This is a genomic window from Pseudomonas sp. BJa3, from assembly GCF_026343815.1.
GTDB lineage: Bacteria > Pseudomonadota > Gammaproteobacteria > Pseudomonadales > Pseudomonadaceae > Aquipseudomonas > Aquipseudomonas soli.
Genome location: NZ_JAOXMC010000009.1, coordinates 65,356 through 81,562, shown reverse-complemented (window position 1 = coordinate 81,562; position 16,207 = coordinate 65,356). Strand labels below are relative to the sequence as shown.

The 16,207-nt window shown below is 63.0% G+C and carries 13 protein-coding genes; 2 read left to right on the top strand and 11 right to left on the bottom strand.

Going from position 1 to position 16,207, the window contains the following annotated elements; all coding sequences use genetic code 11:
• Positions 1-15 precede the first annotated feature (15 nt).
• Complete coding sequence (locus tag OH705_RS13170) at positions 16-984, top strand: metal ABC transporter ATPase (RefSeq protein ID WP_160291095.1); 969 nt, start codon at positions 16-18, stop codon at positions 982-984.
• Positions 985-1,045: 61 nt separating this feature from the next.
• On the opposite strand, the gene hldE is transcribed toward OH705_RS13170, so the two are convergent.
• The gene (hldE, locus tag OH705_RS13165) at positions 1,046-2,467 is read right to left on the bottom strand and encodes a bifunctional D-glycero-beta-D-manno-heptose-7-phosphate kinase/D-glycero-beta-D-manno-heptose 1-phosphate adenylyltransferase HldE (RefSeq protein WP_104444823.1); all 1,422 of its coding nucleotides are present in this window, start codon (positions 2,465-2,467) and stop codon (positions 1,046-1,048) included.
• Between the two features lie 131 nt (positions 2,468-2,598).
• A complete protein-coding gene (gene msbA, locus OH705_RS13160) occupies positions 2,599-4,401 on the bottom strand; it encodes a lipid A export permease/ATP-binding protein MsbA (RefSeq protein WP_046853969.1) in 1,803 nt (600 codons plus the stop codon).
• A gap of 110 nt (positions 4,402-4,511) precedes the next feature.
• On the opposite strand from msbA, the gene OH705_RS13155 reads away from it, so the two are divergent.
• Positions 4,512-5,150: a phosphotransferase gene (locus OH705_RS13155; protein ID WP_267302338.1), complete on the top strand. Its 639-nt coding sequence runs from the start codon at positions 4,512-4,514 to the stop codon at positions 5,148-5,150.
• 36 nt (positions 5,151-5,186) lie between these two features.
• On the opposite strand, the gene OH705_RS13150 is transcribed toward OH705_RS13155, so the two are convergent.
• The 9 genes from OH705_RS13150 to putP form a co-directional block, all read right to left on the bottom strand.
• Complete coding sequence (locus tag OH705_RS13150; protein ID WP_267302337.1) at positions 5,187-6,314, bottom strand: O-antigen ligase domain-containing protein; 1,128 nt, start codon at positions 6,312-6,314, stop codon at positions 5,187-5,189.
• 22 nt (positions 6,315-6,336) lie between these two features.
• Positions 6,337-7,104, bottom strand: a complete 768-nt coding sequence (locus OH705_RS13145; protein ID WP_267302336.1) for a glycosyltransferase family 2 protein — start codon at positions 7,102-7,104, stop codon at positions 6,337-6,339.
• A 24-nt stretch (positions 7,105-7,128) separates the two neighbouring features.
• The gene (locus OH705_RS13140) at positions 7,129-8,091 is read right to left on the bottom strand and encodes a glycosyltransferase family protein (RefSeq protein WP_267302335.1); all 963 of its coding nucleotides are present in this window, start codon (positions 8,089-8,091) and stop codon (positions 7,129-7,131) included.
• The gene (locus OH705_RS13135; RefSeq protein WP_267302334.1) at positions 8,088-9,515 is read right to left on the bottom strand and encodes a PIG-L deacetylase family protein; all 1,428 of its coding nucleotides are present in this window, start codon (positions 9,513-9,515) and stop codon (positions 8,088-8,090) included. Before OH705_RS13135 ends, OH705_RS13140 begins: the two co-directional genes overlap by 4 nt.
• 2 nt (positions 9,516-9,517) lie before the next feature.
• Positions 9,518-10,414 (bottom strand): antimicrobial resistance protein Mig-14, encoded by an 897-nt coding sequence (locus OH705_RS13130; protein ID WP_267302333.1) that lies wholly within the window; start codon positions 10,412-10,414, stop codon positions 9,518-9,520.
• The gene (locus tag OH705_RS13125) at positions 10,414-11,544 is read right to left on the bottom strand and encodes a glycosyltransferase (RefSeq protein ID WP_267302332.1); all 1,131 of its coding nucleotides are present in this window, start codon (positions 11,542-11,544) and stop codon (positions 10,414-10,416) included. The genes OH705_RS13130 and OH705_RS13125 overlap by 1 nt, the downstream gene beginning before the upstream one ends.
• Positions 11,528-13,285 (bottom strand): carbamoyltransferase, encoded by a 1,758-nt coding sequence (locus OH705_RS13120; RefSeq protein ID WP_023630136.1) that lies wholly within the window; start codon positions 13,283-13,285, stop codon positions 11,528-11,530. The genes OH705_RS13125 and OH705_RS13120 overlap by 17 nt, the downstream gene beginning before the upstream one ends.
• Positions 13,286-13,494: 209 nt before the next feature.
• Positions 13,495-14,331, bottom strand: coding sequence for a 23S rRNA (adenine(2030)-N(6))-methyltransferase RlmJ (locus OH705_RS13115; protein ID WP_267302331.1), 837 nt, complete (start codon positions 14,329-14,331; stop codon positions 13,495-13,497).
• Between the two features lie 144 nt (positions 14,332-14,475).
• Positions 14,476-15,951: a sodium/proline symporter PutP gene (putP, locus tag OH705_RS13110; RefSeq protein ID WP_023630134.1), complete on the bottom strand. Its 1,476-nt coding sequence runs from the start codon at positions 15,949-15,951 to the stop codon at positions 14,476-14,478.
• Positions 15,952-16,207: the final 256 nt, after the last annotated feature.

The following is a 16,207-nucleotide window of genomic DNA, read 5'->3' as shown; positions in this document are numbered from 1 at the left end:
GCAAGGAGGAGCCTCGTGCCGCGTACGCTGATCCGCAAGAATCCGAGCAACTTCAAGACCCTGCCGCTGCACGTCGAAGCCACGCCCGATGGCCTGACCTACCAGAGCATCGGCATGCCGCTGAACTTCGCCCAGACCCTGCAGCGACGCAAGGCCATCCAGGTCGCCAACCCCGAACACTTCGTGGCGGAGCTGGCCAACCTTGGCGTGTCAGTGCGCCTCACCCTGAACTGGCAAGGCCGCGACTACTGGGTGCTGGTGCGCCAACGCCGACAGGACCGTGGCGATGTGGTGCTCAAGCTGATTTCCGGCTATGTCCCGGCCCACGAGCTGAACCTGCCGCTGCACACGGCGATCCAGGAAGTGGCCGAGGAGTGCCTGCTGGAAACCCCCGAGGGCTGGCTTGGCGGGCGCTTCAACGACACCTGGCTGCCGGCGCCTTATGCCGCCGCCCTGCACTATCGCGAGGCGCTGCCGTTCGTGCTCTCGCCCGAGTCTGGTGCCGCCCGCCCGGTGCACTGCGCCAGGCTGACGCTAATGGAGCGGCCACGGGCCTACGTGCACCTGCCTACCGCATCGTTACAGCTGATCTACGACCTGCGACTGCAAGTGCCCAGGGAGGCCAAGTCACTGAGCCTGTTCCATGTCGACGAGCGGCTCGAAGGCGACCAACTGGTGGCTCGGCTTGACCGCAAGCGCCCAGACCTTTACCTGATGCCGTTGAAAGATGGCCGCCCCGTGGCCGAGCTGTTCACCCTTAGAAAGGACGAGTTGCTGCCGGCAAGCACGCGCGGCCTATGGTTGGCCGAGAGCTTTGCGCAGCAGGAGGGCTGGGTGGTGCGCGAAGAGCGGGTCCGCTGGAAGGATTGGTTGAAGCAACAAGGCCTGGCCGAGCACAAGCGCGAACCGGCCTCGCACTTTGAGCGCTTCAGTAACAAGGCTCGGGCGTTGTTGGAGCGGGCCCGGGACACACTGCACAAATGAACACTGGACAAGCCCGCCCCCACCTATCGTGGCAGCGGGCTTGTCCCGCGCAAGCACTGTCTCAGTGCTTGCGGATCTTCTCGACGATCGCCGTGGTCGAGCTGTTCTCCACCAGGCCGAGCACCTTCACCGTGCCACCATAGGCCTTGACGATGTCGGCGCCGACAACCTGGTCGATACCGTAGTCGCCGCCCTTGACCAGCACATCTGGCTTGACCTGACGCAACAGGTTCTCGGGAGTATCCTCGGGGAAGCTGATAACCCAGTCCACCGCACCGAGCCCGGCGAGTACGGCCATGCGTCGATCGACGCTGTTGATCGGACGACCCGGGCCTTTCAGGCGGCTGACCGAGGCATCGTCGTTGATGGCGACGATCAGGCGATCACCCTGGGCACGCGCCTGCTCCAGATAGGTCACGTGGCCCGCGTGCAGGATATCGAAACAGCCATTGGTGAAGACGATTTTCTCGTTGTGCGCCCGGGCGTCGTCGATGGCCAGCAGCAACTGCTCCAAGCCCAACACACCGCGCTCGGAGCCTTCCTCGCGTTGGATCGCCCGGCGCAGTTCGGGTGCGCTGATCGCGGCGGTGCCCAGCTTGCCGACCACGATGCCGGCAGCCAGGTTGGCCAGGGCGACCGCGTGCGGCAGGTCTTCGCCTGCGGCAATGGCCGCGGCGAGAGTGGAAATCACCGTATCGCCGGCACCGGTGACATCGAACACCTCACGGGCTCGGGCCGGCAGGTGCAGCGCCGGATGGCCGATGCGCAGCAAGGTCATGCCGTGCTCGCCACGGGTCACCAGCAGCGCGCCCAGGTCCAGCTCTTCGAGCAGCTTCAGACCCTTGGCAACAAGCTCGGCTTCGTCGGCGCAACGGCCGACGATGGTCTCGAACTCGCTGAGGTTCGGGGTGATCAGGCTGGCGCCGCGGTAGATCGAGAAATCCTTGCCCTTGGGGTCGGCCAGCACCGGGATGCCCTTGCTGCGCGCAGCCTGGATCAACGACTGGTGATTCTTCAGCGCGCCCTTGCCGTAGTCGGACAGCACAAGCACCTTGACCCCTTCGAGCAAGGCATCCACTTCCGCCCCCAGCGATAGCGGGTCGGTGGCGAAGGGCTCTTCGAAATCGATGCGCAGCAACTGCTGGTGGCGGCTCATGACACGCAGCTTGACGATGGTCGGCTGATGGGCGATGCGCTGGAAGATCGAGCGCACGCCGGCGGCCTGCAGGCTGTTGGACAGGCTGTCGGCAGCCTCATCCTGGCCAGTAACACCGACCAACGCGGCCGGGGCCCCGAGCGCGGCGATGTTCAAAGCCACGTTGGCGGCGCCGCCGGGACGGTCCTCGATCTGATCGACCTTGACCACTGGCACCGGCGCTTCAGGCGAGATACGCGAAGTACCGCCATGCCAGTAGCGGTCGAGCATGACATCGCCGACCACCAATACCGGGGCTTGATCGAAACGCGGCATGGACAACTTCATGGGCAACCCATCATTGGAAAAGTGAACAGGGGCAGGATATTAGCACAGGGTTGCGCAGGGCTTTACGGCCAACCGCGGCAATGCTGTATCGATTGACTGGCGGGGCCGCGCGGGCCCCACCCTACGGCCGATCAGGTGATATCGGCCTTTTCCGCTTCGTCCAGGCCCATGGCGTGCAGGCGGGCATAATGGCCATTGGCCTGGAGCAGTTCGGCGTGGGTGCCACGCTCCACCAGACGGCCTTGATCCATTACCAGAATCAGGTCGGCTTTCTCGATGGTCGACAGGCGGTGGGCGATCACCAGGGTGGTGCGACCTTCCATCACGTGGTCCAGCGCCGCCTGGATGTGACGCTCGGACTCGGTATCCAGGGCCGAGGTCGCCTCGTCGAGGATCAGCAGTGGCGCGTTTTTCAGCAACGCCCGCGCAATCGCCAGACGCTGGCGCTGGCCTCCGGAGAGCAGCACGCCGTTCTCGCCGACCTCGGTATCAAAGCCCTTGGGCAACTGGTCGACGAACTCCTTGGCGTAGGCATCGGCGGCGGCGGCCTCGATATCCGCCCGGGGGGCGCCGGCCAGGTCACCGTAGGCGATGTTGTTGGCCACCGTGTCGTTGAACAGGGTGACGTGCTGGGTCACCTGGGACACATGGCGACGCAGGTTGCGCAGGCGGTACTGTTCGATTTCCACGCCGTCGAGCAGGATCTGCCCTTCCGTGTGGTGATAGAACCGCGGAATCAGCGCCGCCAGCGTCGACTTGCCGCTGCCGGACCGTCCGACCAGGGCGATCATCTGCCCAGGCTCGGCGGTGAAGCTGATGTCGCTGAGCACCTGACGCTCGGTGCCGGGGTAGGTGAAGCTGAGGTTGCGTACTTCGAGGCGTCCGTCGACCCGTTCCTTCTCGACGGTGCCGGCATCGACCTCCGGCTTCTCGTCCAACTGCTCGAAGATGCTCTCGGCACCGGCAAGGCCCTTCTGGATGGTCGAGCTGACTTCCGAGAGCTGGCGAATCGGCTTGGGCAGCAACCCGGCCGCCGTGATGTAGGCCACCAGGTCACCGGCCGACGCCTCGCCGCGCAGGAACAGCACCAGGAACATCAGCGTGGCCATGGCGGTGTAGATCACCAGTTGCAGCAACGGCGTGTACAGCGCGCCGGTCTTGGTCATGCGCAGCTGCTTGTCGGTGTTGCTCTGGCTGGCAGCGTTGAAGCGACGCTCTTCGTAGCTTTCGCCACCGAAGCTGCGCACCACGCGATAGCCCTGGATGGTCTCGGAGGCCACATGAGTGACATCGCCCATGGCCACCTGGATCTTCTTGCTCTGCTTGCGGAATTTCTTGCTGGCGGTACTCACCATCACCGCGATCAGCGGCAGGATCGCCACCATCACCAGGGTCAGTTTCCAGTTCATCCACAGCAGGTAGGCGAACAGGAACACCACTGTCAGGCCTTCACGGATGACCACCTTGATGGCATCCGTGGCCGCGCCGGTAACCATGGTCACGTTGAAGGTGATGCGCGAAATCAGGTGCCCGGAGTTGTGGTTGTCGAAGTAGCGGTTGGGCAGCACCAGCAGCTTGTTGAACAACTCGACGCGCAGGTCGTGAACCAGGCACAACGAAACCTTGGACAGGTAGTAGTTGCCCAGGAACGAGCCCAGGCCCTGCCAGGCGGCGATCAGGATGATCAGCAGCGGCACCGCCTGCAGCAACTGCAGGTCGCGCAGGTAAGGCACGCTGGGGAACAACACCGCCTGGGGGTTGCTCAGGCCGTCGACGAAATACTTGAGGATCCCGGCCAGCATCGGTTGGGTCGATGCGAAGATCACGAAACCGACGATGCTCAGCAGGAAGATGCCAATATAAGGTTTGACGTAGCCCAGCAGGCGCAGGTAGATCTTCAGGCTCGCAGGCGAAGACGATTCGGGAACTGTCATGAGAATCCGTCGGGTCAAAAAGAGTCGGGATTATAACACACGCGGTGTCTCGCACCGCCCGCTGCAGGTAAGATAGGCGGCTGTCCCGAACCCATGGCCCTGGAGGCTAGATGCACGCACTTGACCACGCCCGCTACCTTGCCCTGCGCGAGGGCGCTCATGTCCTCGAAGCCGACGGCACTGGCGACAAGGTCCTGCGCCTGCGCGACGGCACGATGCTCAAGCTGTTCCGGCGCAAGCGCCTGATCAGCTCGGCGGCCTGGTATCCCTATGCCCGACGCTTCGCCGACAACTGCAAGGCCCTGGCCGCGCGCGGCATCCCCTGCCCACAGGTCAAGGCGGTGTACCGTATCGCCGAGATCGCCCGCGATGCCGTGCATTACGACCCGCTCCCAGGGCACACGCTGCGTCAGCTACTGGAGCAACCCGGCGAGCATCCCGATCTGCGCGACCAGCTCGGGCAGTTCATCGCGACGCTGCACGAGTCAGGCGTGTACTTCCGCTCCGCGCATCTGGGCAACGTGGTACTGACGCCCGAAGGCAAGCTGGGGTTGATCGATGTCGCCGACCTGCGCATGTACCGCAAGCCACTTCGCCGCTCACAACGTCAGCGCAACTTCCGCCACATGCTGCGGTATCGGCAAGATCGGGAATGGTTGCTGGGTGACCGCGACAACCTGTTCATCGAGGCCTACCTGGCCAGCCAGCAGGTCTGCCGTCGCCAGGACCTGGCCAGCGCACTGGCCTGAACGACGATGGCCGCCCGGAGGCGGCCATCGTCATCATCAGCGCAAACGTCGCTGCTGCAACCCACGGCCAAGTACCATGGCTGCTGGCAGCAGGACCAGCGGCCATAGCTCGTCGGGGTTACCAATCAGCTTGCTACCGTCGAAGTTGAGCATGACCAAGGCACAGGCCAGGTACATGCCCCACGGGTCGCGCAGGCGCACGGCCTGGACCAGGGTCATCGCCACGATGACCAGGAACAGCAGCAGCGAAACACCACCGGTGTAAAGCCCCAAGGCAACGAAGATATTGTGCGGGTGCTGGATCGGCATGGTGCCGGCAAGCAGCTTGTCGGTATGGAACTCCACCCCGCAGCCCAGGGCCCAGCCACAGTTCTGCCACTCGCCGACCATGACGCGGAACAGCTCACCGCGGAAGGAGTCACCACGGGCGATGACCGAATGAACCCAGCTGGCATCCTTGATCAGCCAGAGCACCACAGCCCCTAGCACCGCGAACCCCAGCAGCCATGGACCAGCGATTCGGGGAAAGCGCCACAGCGCCCAAACTGCCCAGGCAGCGAACAGGAACGCAGCACCAAGCATTGCCGTGCGGGTCTGCAGCACGAAGCTCACCGCCACCACGGAAAGTACCACGGCTGCGAACGCTTCGACCCAAAGCTGCCTGCGCAACCAATGCGGCATGGCCAGCGCCAAGGCACACAGCAGCCAGATACTGACGTAGATGACATTTTCCATTCGCGCCGGCAGCAGATCGACACGCTGCCCCAAGGCATACAACCCCGTCGCATAGGCGTAAAGCGCATAGGCGAAGATATACAGGCAGATGATCCAGAACAGCGCCCGGGCAAATACCCAGGAACGCATGAAATCATGATTCACCAACGCGGCCACGACGAAGACAAACAATGTCACATAGACGATATGCTTGTAGAACTGCCCCTCACCGGCAATCGCCGCCGGTACCAGGAACCACAGCAGGAACACCAGCCACGCCAGGCCAAGCTTGTCGCTGAACAGCCCCGCACCACGCTCCTTGACCAGGAACACCAGGCCAGGCAACGCAATGAAGGCGTAGAAAATGTTGTTGGTCCATTTCGATGAGGCCATCAGCACGAAGCTGGCCAGGAACACGATCAACGCCGCGCTGAAATAGCGCCGACTCATGCGGTTATCGCTGCCAATCCCTTCAAACATCCTTCAACACCCATCCAAGCAATAGTCCAATAAACAACACGCCCAGCAGGCGAATGCGATCCATGCGCTTGCGTCGAGCCTTCTTGATCTTCTCTTCCGGCATTTCCACATGCTCGCCGAACCCTGTGTGCAGCACCGCGTCGTTCTCGAGGATCAGCGCGTAGCGGTCACGCTCGGCGTACAGCCGCGACAGGCTCTTCTCGCCCGAATGCGCGGCGTACGGCGCATGCGCCTGGTAGTCGGCGAGCCTGCGCAGGCCAGGGTTGAAAGAGAACCCCTGCCATTCCGCCTTGTGCGAACCCAGCTTGTGGAAGGGGATACCCTGCAGCACCTGACGCGCCTCCAGGAACACGTAGGGGCTGTGCACCTGCAAGTCATGGTTGAAGCTGCGCAGCCAGACCTGCAGGGCTTGCGGGTCGGCTTCGAGCAATGCCTGGGACTCCTCGACGAAACCCGGGCGATAGAATGCCCAGTCATCCTCGCAGTGGAACACCCAGAACGTCTTGACCTGTGAGTAGGCGGCATCCACCGAACGCAACTGCCCGAGCTTGGGATTGTTGACGATGAAGGTGGTGTGCTCGCGCCAGTGCTCGGGAATGCAGTCGCGTACCGCCTCGTCACCGGAGTCTTCGGTGATGAACACTTCGCGGATGGGCGCCGTGTTGTAGAGATCGAAACTCTCGAGCGTGCGCTTGAGCAGTTCAAAACGACCACAGCTGGTCACCACCAGTGTGATCTCGCTGTTTTCACTGAAGATCATGGCTTCCTCGATGTGTTTTAGGGCTTAACGCGACCAACCAATGGCACGTAGCAGGCGCTCCACCAGGCCGGGTTTGCTGGCCGGGCGTAACGGCGCGCGCATGGCCTCGGTGATCGCCTGCCCTAGCGCGTGAAAGGTATAACGCTGCTCGGCCAGTTGCTGGCCGTTGCTCGAGATACGCTCGGCCAGGGCCAGGTCGCCACGCAGCTGGGCGAGCTTCTCGCGTAGTTGTTCAAGGTCGCGATAGAGCACGATATTGTGCATGTCGACGAAACCCAGTGCCTGGTTCTCCTCCTCGCCCTGGTCATAGGCGAACAGGACGCAACCACAGGCCATGGCTTCGAAGTTCTTGATCATGTACTCGCCCATGCCGACGTCGGCACTGACGAAAAAGCGGATGCGGCTAAGGGTCTGGCTGTATTCCTCGCCCGACTTGGTGCGGGTGATCAGCAGATTTTCCACCGCCGCGATCGACTCGAGCATCTGCTTGCGACCCGAGTAGGCCACGCTGCGCAGGCTGCCGACGAACGCCAGTTCGATGTCGCGCTCGCGGTTTTCGTTGCGCAGCAGCGCCTGGTCGTAGCCCTTCGGTACGAATACCGCATCGAAGCCTTCATCACGCAAGCGACGGGTAACCACGGCACCTGAAGTGATGACCCGTGCCCACGGCAACTGGCGATAGTACTCGCTGAACTTGCCGGTGTACTTGCACGGTATGTAGTTCTGGTAGGCGTCGTGCTCGAGGATCACCAGGTTCGGGATGGTACGGATGAAACGCGCCTGGCGGATTTCTTTCTTGAACCGCAGGAAGAACAGGATGCGGTCGTACTGATCGACTTGCACATGTTCGCGGAAATAGCTACGCAAGTCGGCCTGCTGGTCACCGGTAAGCCAGCGGATATCGCACTCGCAGTCGGCCGCGATGCCTTCGTAAAGACGGTCCAGGATGGCGCGTTGCTCTTTCTGGACCAGGAACAGGACTTTCACCGTGGCTCTCTCTTGTCGATCACTGTACCGACCCACAGCAGTTCGTGGCGCCGTACGGCCTTGCGGAAGAATTCATTGTCACCGAATGCCGGCCAGCGCCGGGCGGCCAGGCAGCGCTGCAGGAAGCGACGAACCCTGCGTTTGAATGGAGCCGCGGGCTGCAGGTCGTGCATCATACCCAAAGCGATGGCCTTTTGCCTCTGCTCCTGCGCACCAACCCCGAGCACCCAGGGGCGCATGGGCAGGCTTGCATCGAAGAACGGTGGCAAAGGTACCCCGGTACCTGCATCGCCCATCGGCCAGCGATCATTGTCGTGCAGGTGATTGGCGTACAACAGCAAGGTTTGCGGCTGCCAACTCGCCCCCTGCAACGCTTGCTGCAGGGCGTCATGGGCGCACACGTGGTCCGGGTGGGGATCGAGCGTCGGGTGCGGCATCACGATGGTTGCCGGACGCGCATGCTCGATGAGCTCGCGCAGGTCCTGGACCAGGTTGTTCCAGGTCGGCCGGCCATCGGCATCGCTGCGCAACGCGACCTCGTTGAAACGGCGGAATGGCCGGGTGTCGACCAGGTCGGCCTCGCGCGATGCGACAGGTGTCCCGGGCTCGGCCTGCATGGCCGGCAGTTGCATGCAGAAATAACCCAACTGCACGCACTGCTGGGAAGGCACCCCGGCCCAGCGGGGCACGGCGATGCTGTCCCAACTGCGCAACTCGCCCTTGAGCCGGGCCGCCTCTACCAGGTCAAGGCCGAAGGTTTCGCGATAATACGCGTTCTCGATCTCGCCTGCGGTCAGAGTCACGATCCAGCTGCTTTTTGCCTGAGCATAAGCGGCGAATGCCGCAAGCTCGGCATCGTCGGCATGGGGTGCGATGACCATCAGCGAGCCGGCCAGGTAGTCGGCGTGACGGAACACCAGCAATTCCATCTCCGGCGCCACGCGGCAGTGCCGGCCACTCAGGCGCAGCCGCCCGGCGCCCAGCGCCTCTGCCTGTCCCCCCAGGTTCAGGTAGCGCACACCGCGGACACCACGCTCGAAGGTCTGGCAATCGGCGACGCCACCTTCGATGCGTACCGCCGGGTCGAGCAGGCGCCCCAACCAACCGGCGCGCAGATTCACCCGCAGCAACAGGGTCTCGTTACCGTCCAGTTGGCAATCTTTCGGCAACGCAAGCACCCCGCCAAGGCCGTGCAGTGCATGACGCTCGCTGGCCTGCAAGTCGTACTGGTAGTCGCTGCCGGGCACGTAGAACAGGTGGTCGGAGAACCAGGCCTCATGGGCCACCCACAACACCAGCGCGAGGACAGGCGGCAACCACGATGCCCACAGCGCCGTCAGCAACAGCGCGACAAGCAACACCAGCAGGATCACCCGCTTGCGCTTGCGATGGCGTTTGAGCAGTTGCTGCTTGTTGGCGCTCATGTTCAGACCTGGAAGACGTTGACGGGGTTGCACCAACGATCCTTGTACTCTCGATCGGCTCGGCCGAAGGAGAACCGCAGCGCCTTGCCGCGGGCATTGGCATCCTCCCAGGCAGCCTGGGTATTGAGGAAGCTCAGTACGCTACCAGGGCTGAAGGCCTTGGTCTCTGGATCGACACCGCCGTTTACATATTCAACGCTGATCCATTGTGGCGCCTCGACGCGATACACCAGCTGGATCGCGATCGGCGCGCCCTCCAGGAACAGCACGGAGCCAATCAACAGTTCGCGCAGGCGCTCGACCACTTCGGCCATGCGGGCCGCGCCGGTAGCCGGGAACCCCCAGCGACGCTGAAACAAGTCACAGTACATCGCCGCGATCTCGGCTGCAGTGAAATCGCCAATCGGTCGCACCTGGCCGCCGGCCTCTTCCAGCAGGCGCAGCTCGCGGCGCTGGTTATAGCGAAACTTCTTCGACAGGTCCTCGTGCGGACGAGACATGGCCAGCTGCTCTGGCTGCGCCTTGAGACCGCTGAAACGGCCCTGGTTCAGTTCGGACAGGTAACGCCCGGCATGGCGCAGCGGCGCGGCGCAGTCATCGGCGGCCGGCAGGATGATCTCGGCGTTGCCCAAGTCGAACAGGCCTTTTTTGCCATGTCGCTTGAGCACGTCCTTGGACAGCGCCAAGTGGCGCCCCCATACCGGCAACGCGGCCTTGAGCTCACCATCCTGTGGAAAACCCAGATAACGCACCGGGATCTGGGCCAGGTCGGCCAGTTGCTCGATCACCAGAGGATGGGTCGCCACACTGCCGCCAAACCGCTGCCAGGTATCGCCGTAGGCGGCCGCGTCGATGACTTGCCAACCGCGTTCGCGCCAGCCTTGGATAAATTTGAGCATCAGGCCTCCGCGACCAGCGCACGCACCTGCGGCAACTGCCAGAAGGCACCGCGCACTGCCTGGTCGCTGAAACGCTGCTGCAGGCGCTGCAGCATGTGCAAAGCACAGGCCTCGCGCTGCCCGGCGTCCAACCCGGCCATGTGTTTCAGGCCCTGGGCCAGCTGCGCGGCATCGCCCAGCGGGAACAGCACGCCCACACCCTCAACCACTTCCCGGGCGCCGCCACAGGCAGTGGCCAGGAGCGGCACGCCTGCCACCATGGCCTCCAGCAGGACCATGCCGAACGGCTCATGGTCGGAGCTCAGTGCAAATACATCGAAGGCGCGGAAGTAACGGCGGGCGTCCGGCACCTGGCCGAGAAAGTCCACCTGCCCGGCAATGCCCAGCTCAGCGGCCAATGCCCTGAGCTGCGCCTCGAGGCGGCCCTTGCCCAGGATTGCCAGCCGCGCGCCAGCCGGCAGGCCAGGCAAGGCTTCGGCGAAGCCGCGCAACAGCGTGGCCTGGTCCTTGTCCGGGTGCAGGCGACCGACATTGCCCACCACCCAGGCATGCTCATCCAGGCCCAAGGCACGACGCGCCTCGTCACGCGGCACCAAGCTGGCCTGCAATGTCTCGACATCGATGCGGTTGTACAGGGTCTGGATACGCTCGGCCGGCCAAAGCCCCAGGCAGCGTCGCATGTCGTCGCGCACCGCATCCGAGACACCGAGCAGGCTCAGGCGTTTACGGAACAGGTTGGCGAACAGGCGACGCCCCTTGCGCTGGTAGTCGCCAAACGCGTGGTGCACGCCGATCACCGGCAGGCCGGTGCCCAGCAGCGCGACATAGATCGGCTTGAAGCGGTGGGCGATGCAGAACGCGAAATTGCGCTGCGCGGCGATCTTGCGCAGCGCGGCGATGGCACCCAGTTTCAGGCCACGCACGGCCTTTGAACTGAATTCCAGGAACAATACCTCGTCCGAGGCGCAGCCAGCCGCGACCTGCGCGTCAGCTGCCCCGGTGAGGAACACGGTGGTGACCTTGTAGCCGCTGCCCTGGAACAGGCTGGCGTATTGACGGGCGCAGTCGAGGAACGGCCCGTCATAGCCATGGCAGAACTGCAGGATCCGCGGTTCAGAGCGGCTGGTCATACGGCGCGGCGCCTTCCTTGACCACCAGGATGTCTTCCATGATCAGGTACTGCAGGTCCGAGCCGAAGAACATGTTCAGGGCGTCGGTCGGCGAGCAGATCATCGGTTCGCCACGGCGGTTGAGCGAGGTGTTCAGCGACACGCCGTTGCCGGTCAGGTCTTCCAGCGCCTTCATCATGTCGTAGTAGCGCGGATTGTACTCGCGCTTGAGCACCTGGGCACGCGAGGTACCGTCCTCGTGGACCACTTCCGGCACGCGGGTCTTCCACTCTTCAGCCACTTCGAAGGTGAAGGTCATGAACGGGGCCGGATGGTCGATCTTGATCATCTGCGGCGCGACGGTGTCGAGCATCGATGGGCAGAAAGGCCTCCAGCGCTCGCGGAACTTGATCTGGTGGTTGATGCGGTCGGCCACGCCCGGCACGCTCGGGCAACCGATGATCGAGCGACCACCCAGTGCGCGCGGGCCAAACTCCATGCGACCCTGGAACCAGGCAACCGGGTTGCCGTCGACCATGATCTTGGCAATCTGCTCGGGCATGTTCTCGAGCTTGCGCCATACCGGTTTGCTCGGGTGACGGGCGCAGGCGGCGATCACGTCTTCGTTGGAGTACGCAGGGCCGAGATAGACGTGCTCCATCTTCTCGACCGGCACGCCACGGGCGTGGGACACATAGGCAGCTGCACCTACCGCAGTACCGGCGTCGCCGGACGCTGGCTGGACGAACAACTCTTTCACGTCATCGCGGGCGATGATCTTCTGGTTCAGTTTGACGTTCAGCGCACAGCCGCCGGCGAAGGCCAGCTTGCCGGTCTCTTTCAGGGTATCGCCCAGGTAGTGGTCGATCATCTGCAGGGCGAGTTTCTCGAACAATGCCTGCATGCTCGCCGCGTAGTGGATATACGGCTCGTCGGCGATATCGCCTTCGCGTTTCGGACCCAACCACTCGATCAGCTTGGGCGAGAAGTAGAAGCCCTTGCCCTTCTCTTTATAGCGGCGCAGGCCAATGACGTTGGCGTACTCGGTGTTGATCACCAGCTCGCCGTTTTCGAAGCTGGCCAGGCGCGAGAAGTCATATTTGCTGGCATCGCCATACGGCGCCATGCCCATGACCTTGAACTCGCCATCGAGCATCTCGAAGCCGAGGAACTCGGTGATCGCGCCATACAGGCCACCCAGGGAATCCGGGTCGAAGAATTCCTTGATCTTGTGGATCTTGCCGTTTTCGCCATAGCCGAAGAAGGTAGTGGCGTACTCGCCCTTGCCGTCGATGCCGAGGATCGCGGTCTTCTCTTTGAAGCCCGAGCAGTGGTAGGCGCTGGAGGCGTGGGCCAGGTGGTGCTCGACCGGTTCGATCTTGATCTTCTTCGGATCGAAGCCCAACTGCTCCAGGCACCAGACGATCTTCTTGCGATAGCGCTTGTAACGGCGGTTGCCCATCAGCAGCGCGTCGAGGGCGCGGTCCGGGGCGTACCAGTAGCGCTTGGCGTAGTGCCAGCGAGCCTTGCCGAACAGGCTGATCGGGGCGAAAGGAATGGCCACCACGTCGACGTCCGACGGCTTGATGCCGGCCTGCTCCAGGCAGAACTTCGCCGACTCGTAGGGCATGCGGTTCTTCGCATGCTTGTCACGCACGAAGCGCTCTTCTTCGGCGGCGGCAATCAGCTTGCCGTCGATGTACAGGGCCGCGGAAGGGTCATGGCTAAGGGCGCCGGACAGGCCAAGAATCGTCAGTGCCAAGGGGTTAGCCTCTCAAATCGGTATGAAGTGCGCCACCGGCCATTCAGGCGGATGGCGGCTAAAGGGCGGGATTATAACGCAAAGATCGCCTGACGCGATGCATGGACGTGGCAGCGCGCTTGCCCCGCGATGGCGCTGGATTTGCTGACGCCATCGCCGGGCAAGTCAGGCCGCCGCATCGCCGCTCCCACGGTGCTTGCGACGCCTGTTTATTCGGCGATCAGCCAGTCCATGCGGAAGCTGCCGGCGGTCTGCGCCAGTTCCTTGGCCAACCACGGCAGCAGCTCCTTGAGCTCATCTTCCAGGCCCCACGGTGGGTTGGCGATGGCCAGGCCCGAGCCGTTCAGGCCCTGCGGGCTGTCCTGGTGATGCACATACAGTTCCACGCGCAGCAGCTTGGGCGCACCGGTGCTGGTGAGGTCCTGGTAGAAGCGGGTCAGCGAGCGCTGGTCCTTGATCGGGTACCAGATGGCCGCGACGGTCTGGCGCATGCGACCGATCGCCTCCTTCATCGCCACGGTGCAGCGCTTGAGCTCGTCGGCCTGCTCGAACGGCGGGTCGATCAACATGATCGCGCGTTTTTCCTGCACCGGCAGCAGGGCCCGCGGGATGTGCCAGCCCTCGCCCAGATGCACGGTGACTCGCGGGTCCTTTTTCATGTTCTCTTTGAGCAGCACGCCGTCTTCAGGATGCTTTTCGTTGAGCTGCGCACGGTCCTGTTCACGCATCAAACGCCGGGCCAGTTCGGGGGAGCCCGGGTAGTAGCGCAGCTCGCCGTTCTTGTTCAGGCGCTTGATAACGCCCAGATAGTCAGCGGTAACGGCGGGCAGGTCATCGCGATTCCACAGGCGGGCGACGCCCTCGAGGTACTCACCGGTAAGGCTTGCCTGGTCGCCCTGCAGGTCGTACAGGCCAAGCCCTGCGTGGGTATCGATATAGGCGAACGGCTGCTCCTTGCGCGACATCAGGGCGATGAGGCGAGTGAGCACGATGTGCTTGAGGACGTCGGCGTGGTTGCCGGCGTGGAAGGCGTGGCGATAGTTCATGGCAGCTCCTGCGAAGGCGACAAGTTTACCTTGCCTTGACCGCCGCAAAAAGCATCGCGGGACAAGCCCTCTCCCACGCCACTTGAAGAGGCTGCGTAGGAGCGGGCTTGTCCCGCGACAGGGACAACGCCGAATCAGCAGGTATTACTTGTCGGCGTGATACTGCGCATCAGCGGTTTCAAAACGCGAAACCATGCTGTTCGTCGGGCTGCCAAGCTTGCTCACCAGGAAGATGGCGATGCTGGCGAAAAGGAAGCCCGGGATGATCTCATACAGGCCGGTATCCAGCTGTTTCCAGACGATCACGGTCAGCGCACCGACCACGATGCCCGCCAACGCGCCATTGCGGGTCATGCCTTTCCACAGCACCGAAAGCAGCACGACAGGGCCGAAGGCGGCACCGAAGCCGGCCCAGGCGTAGGCCACCAGACCCAGCACGCGGTTTTCGGGGTTCGCGGCCATGGCGATGGCGATCAACGCGACGGCCAGCACCATCATGCGACCGACCCATACCAGCTCCTTCTGCGAAGCGTTCTTGCGCAGGAAGGCCTTGTAGAAGTCTTCGGTCAGGGCGCTGGAGCACACCAGCAGTTGGCAGCTCAGGGTGCTCATCACCGCCGCCAGGATGGCCGAAAGCAGCACACCGGCGACCCATGGGTTGAACAGGATCTTGGCCAGCTCGATGAAGACGCGCTCGTGGTTTTCGGTGACCGGACCGGCCAGGTCAGGGTGCGCCGAGAAGTAGGCGATACCGAAGAAGCCCACGGCGCAGGTACCGGCCAGGCAGAGGATCATCCAGGTCATGGAGATGCGACGGGCGTTGGCAATCGACTTCACCGAGTCGGCAGCCATGAACCGCGCCAGGATGTGCGGCTGGCCGAAGTAGCCCAGGCCCCAGCCCATCAGCGAGATGATGCCGATGAAGGTGGCGCCCTTGAACATGTCGAAGTGCGCCGGGTTCACCGCGTCGATGGCAGCGAAGGTCTGGTCGAAGCCGCCGGTGGAGATCAACACGATCACCGGAGTCAGAATCAGCGCGAAGATCATCAGCGAGGCCTGCACGGTGTCGGTCCAGCTCACCGCCAGGAAGCCACCGACGAAGGTGTAGGCGATGGTGGCTGCGGCACCGGCCCACAGGGCGGTCTCATAGGACATGCCGAAGGTGCTTTCGAACAGACGGGCGCCGGCGACAATGCCGGAGGCGCAGTAGATGGTGAAGAAAACCAGGATGACGATCGCCGAGATAATCCGCAGCAGGCCGGTCTGATCTTCGAAACGGCTGGCGAAGTAGTCCGGCAGTGTCAGGGCATCGCCGTTGTGTTCGGTCTGCACACGCAGCCGGCCAGCGACGAACAACCAGTTCAGGTAGGCGCCAACGGTCAGGCCGATGGCGATCCAGGCCTCGGAAAGGCCCGCGAAGTAGATGGCGCCCGGCAGGCCCATCAGCAGCCAGCCGCTCATGTCCGATGCGCCGGCGGAAAGCGCGGTGACCACGCTGCCGAGACTACGGCCGCCGAGAATATAGTCGGAAAGGTTCTTGGTGGAGCGATAGGCGGCAAAGCCGATCAGCACCATTACCGCAATGTAGACCACGAAAGTGATCGTTAGTGGATTGCCCATGAGTTGTGCCCTGGCGTTGTTTTTATCTCTTGCGACCCGCCGTGCACGACGGCGGTTGCACCCAGGCGGCGAATCCTATGCAACAACGTGAACGAGGTGCAACCATTTTTCATTTGCCAGTTGCACCCAGCCATGCATTTTCAGATAAAACCGCATTCTTGCTCCAATTCGGAGCAAACACAGCGTTTTCCATAACAAATTGAACCAATAAAGACCGTTTCGGTTGTATGGAAACATCCTTCAGACGAGTAGCACC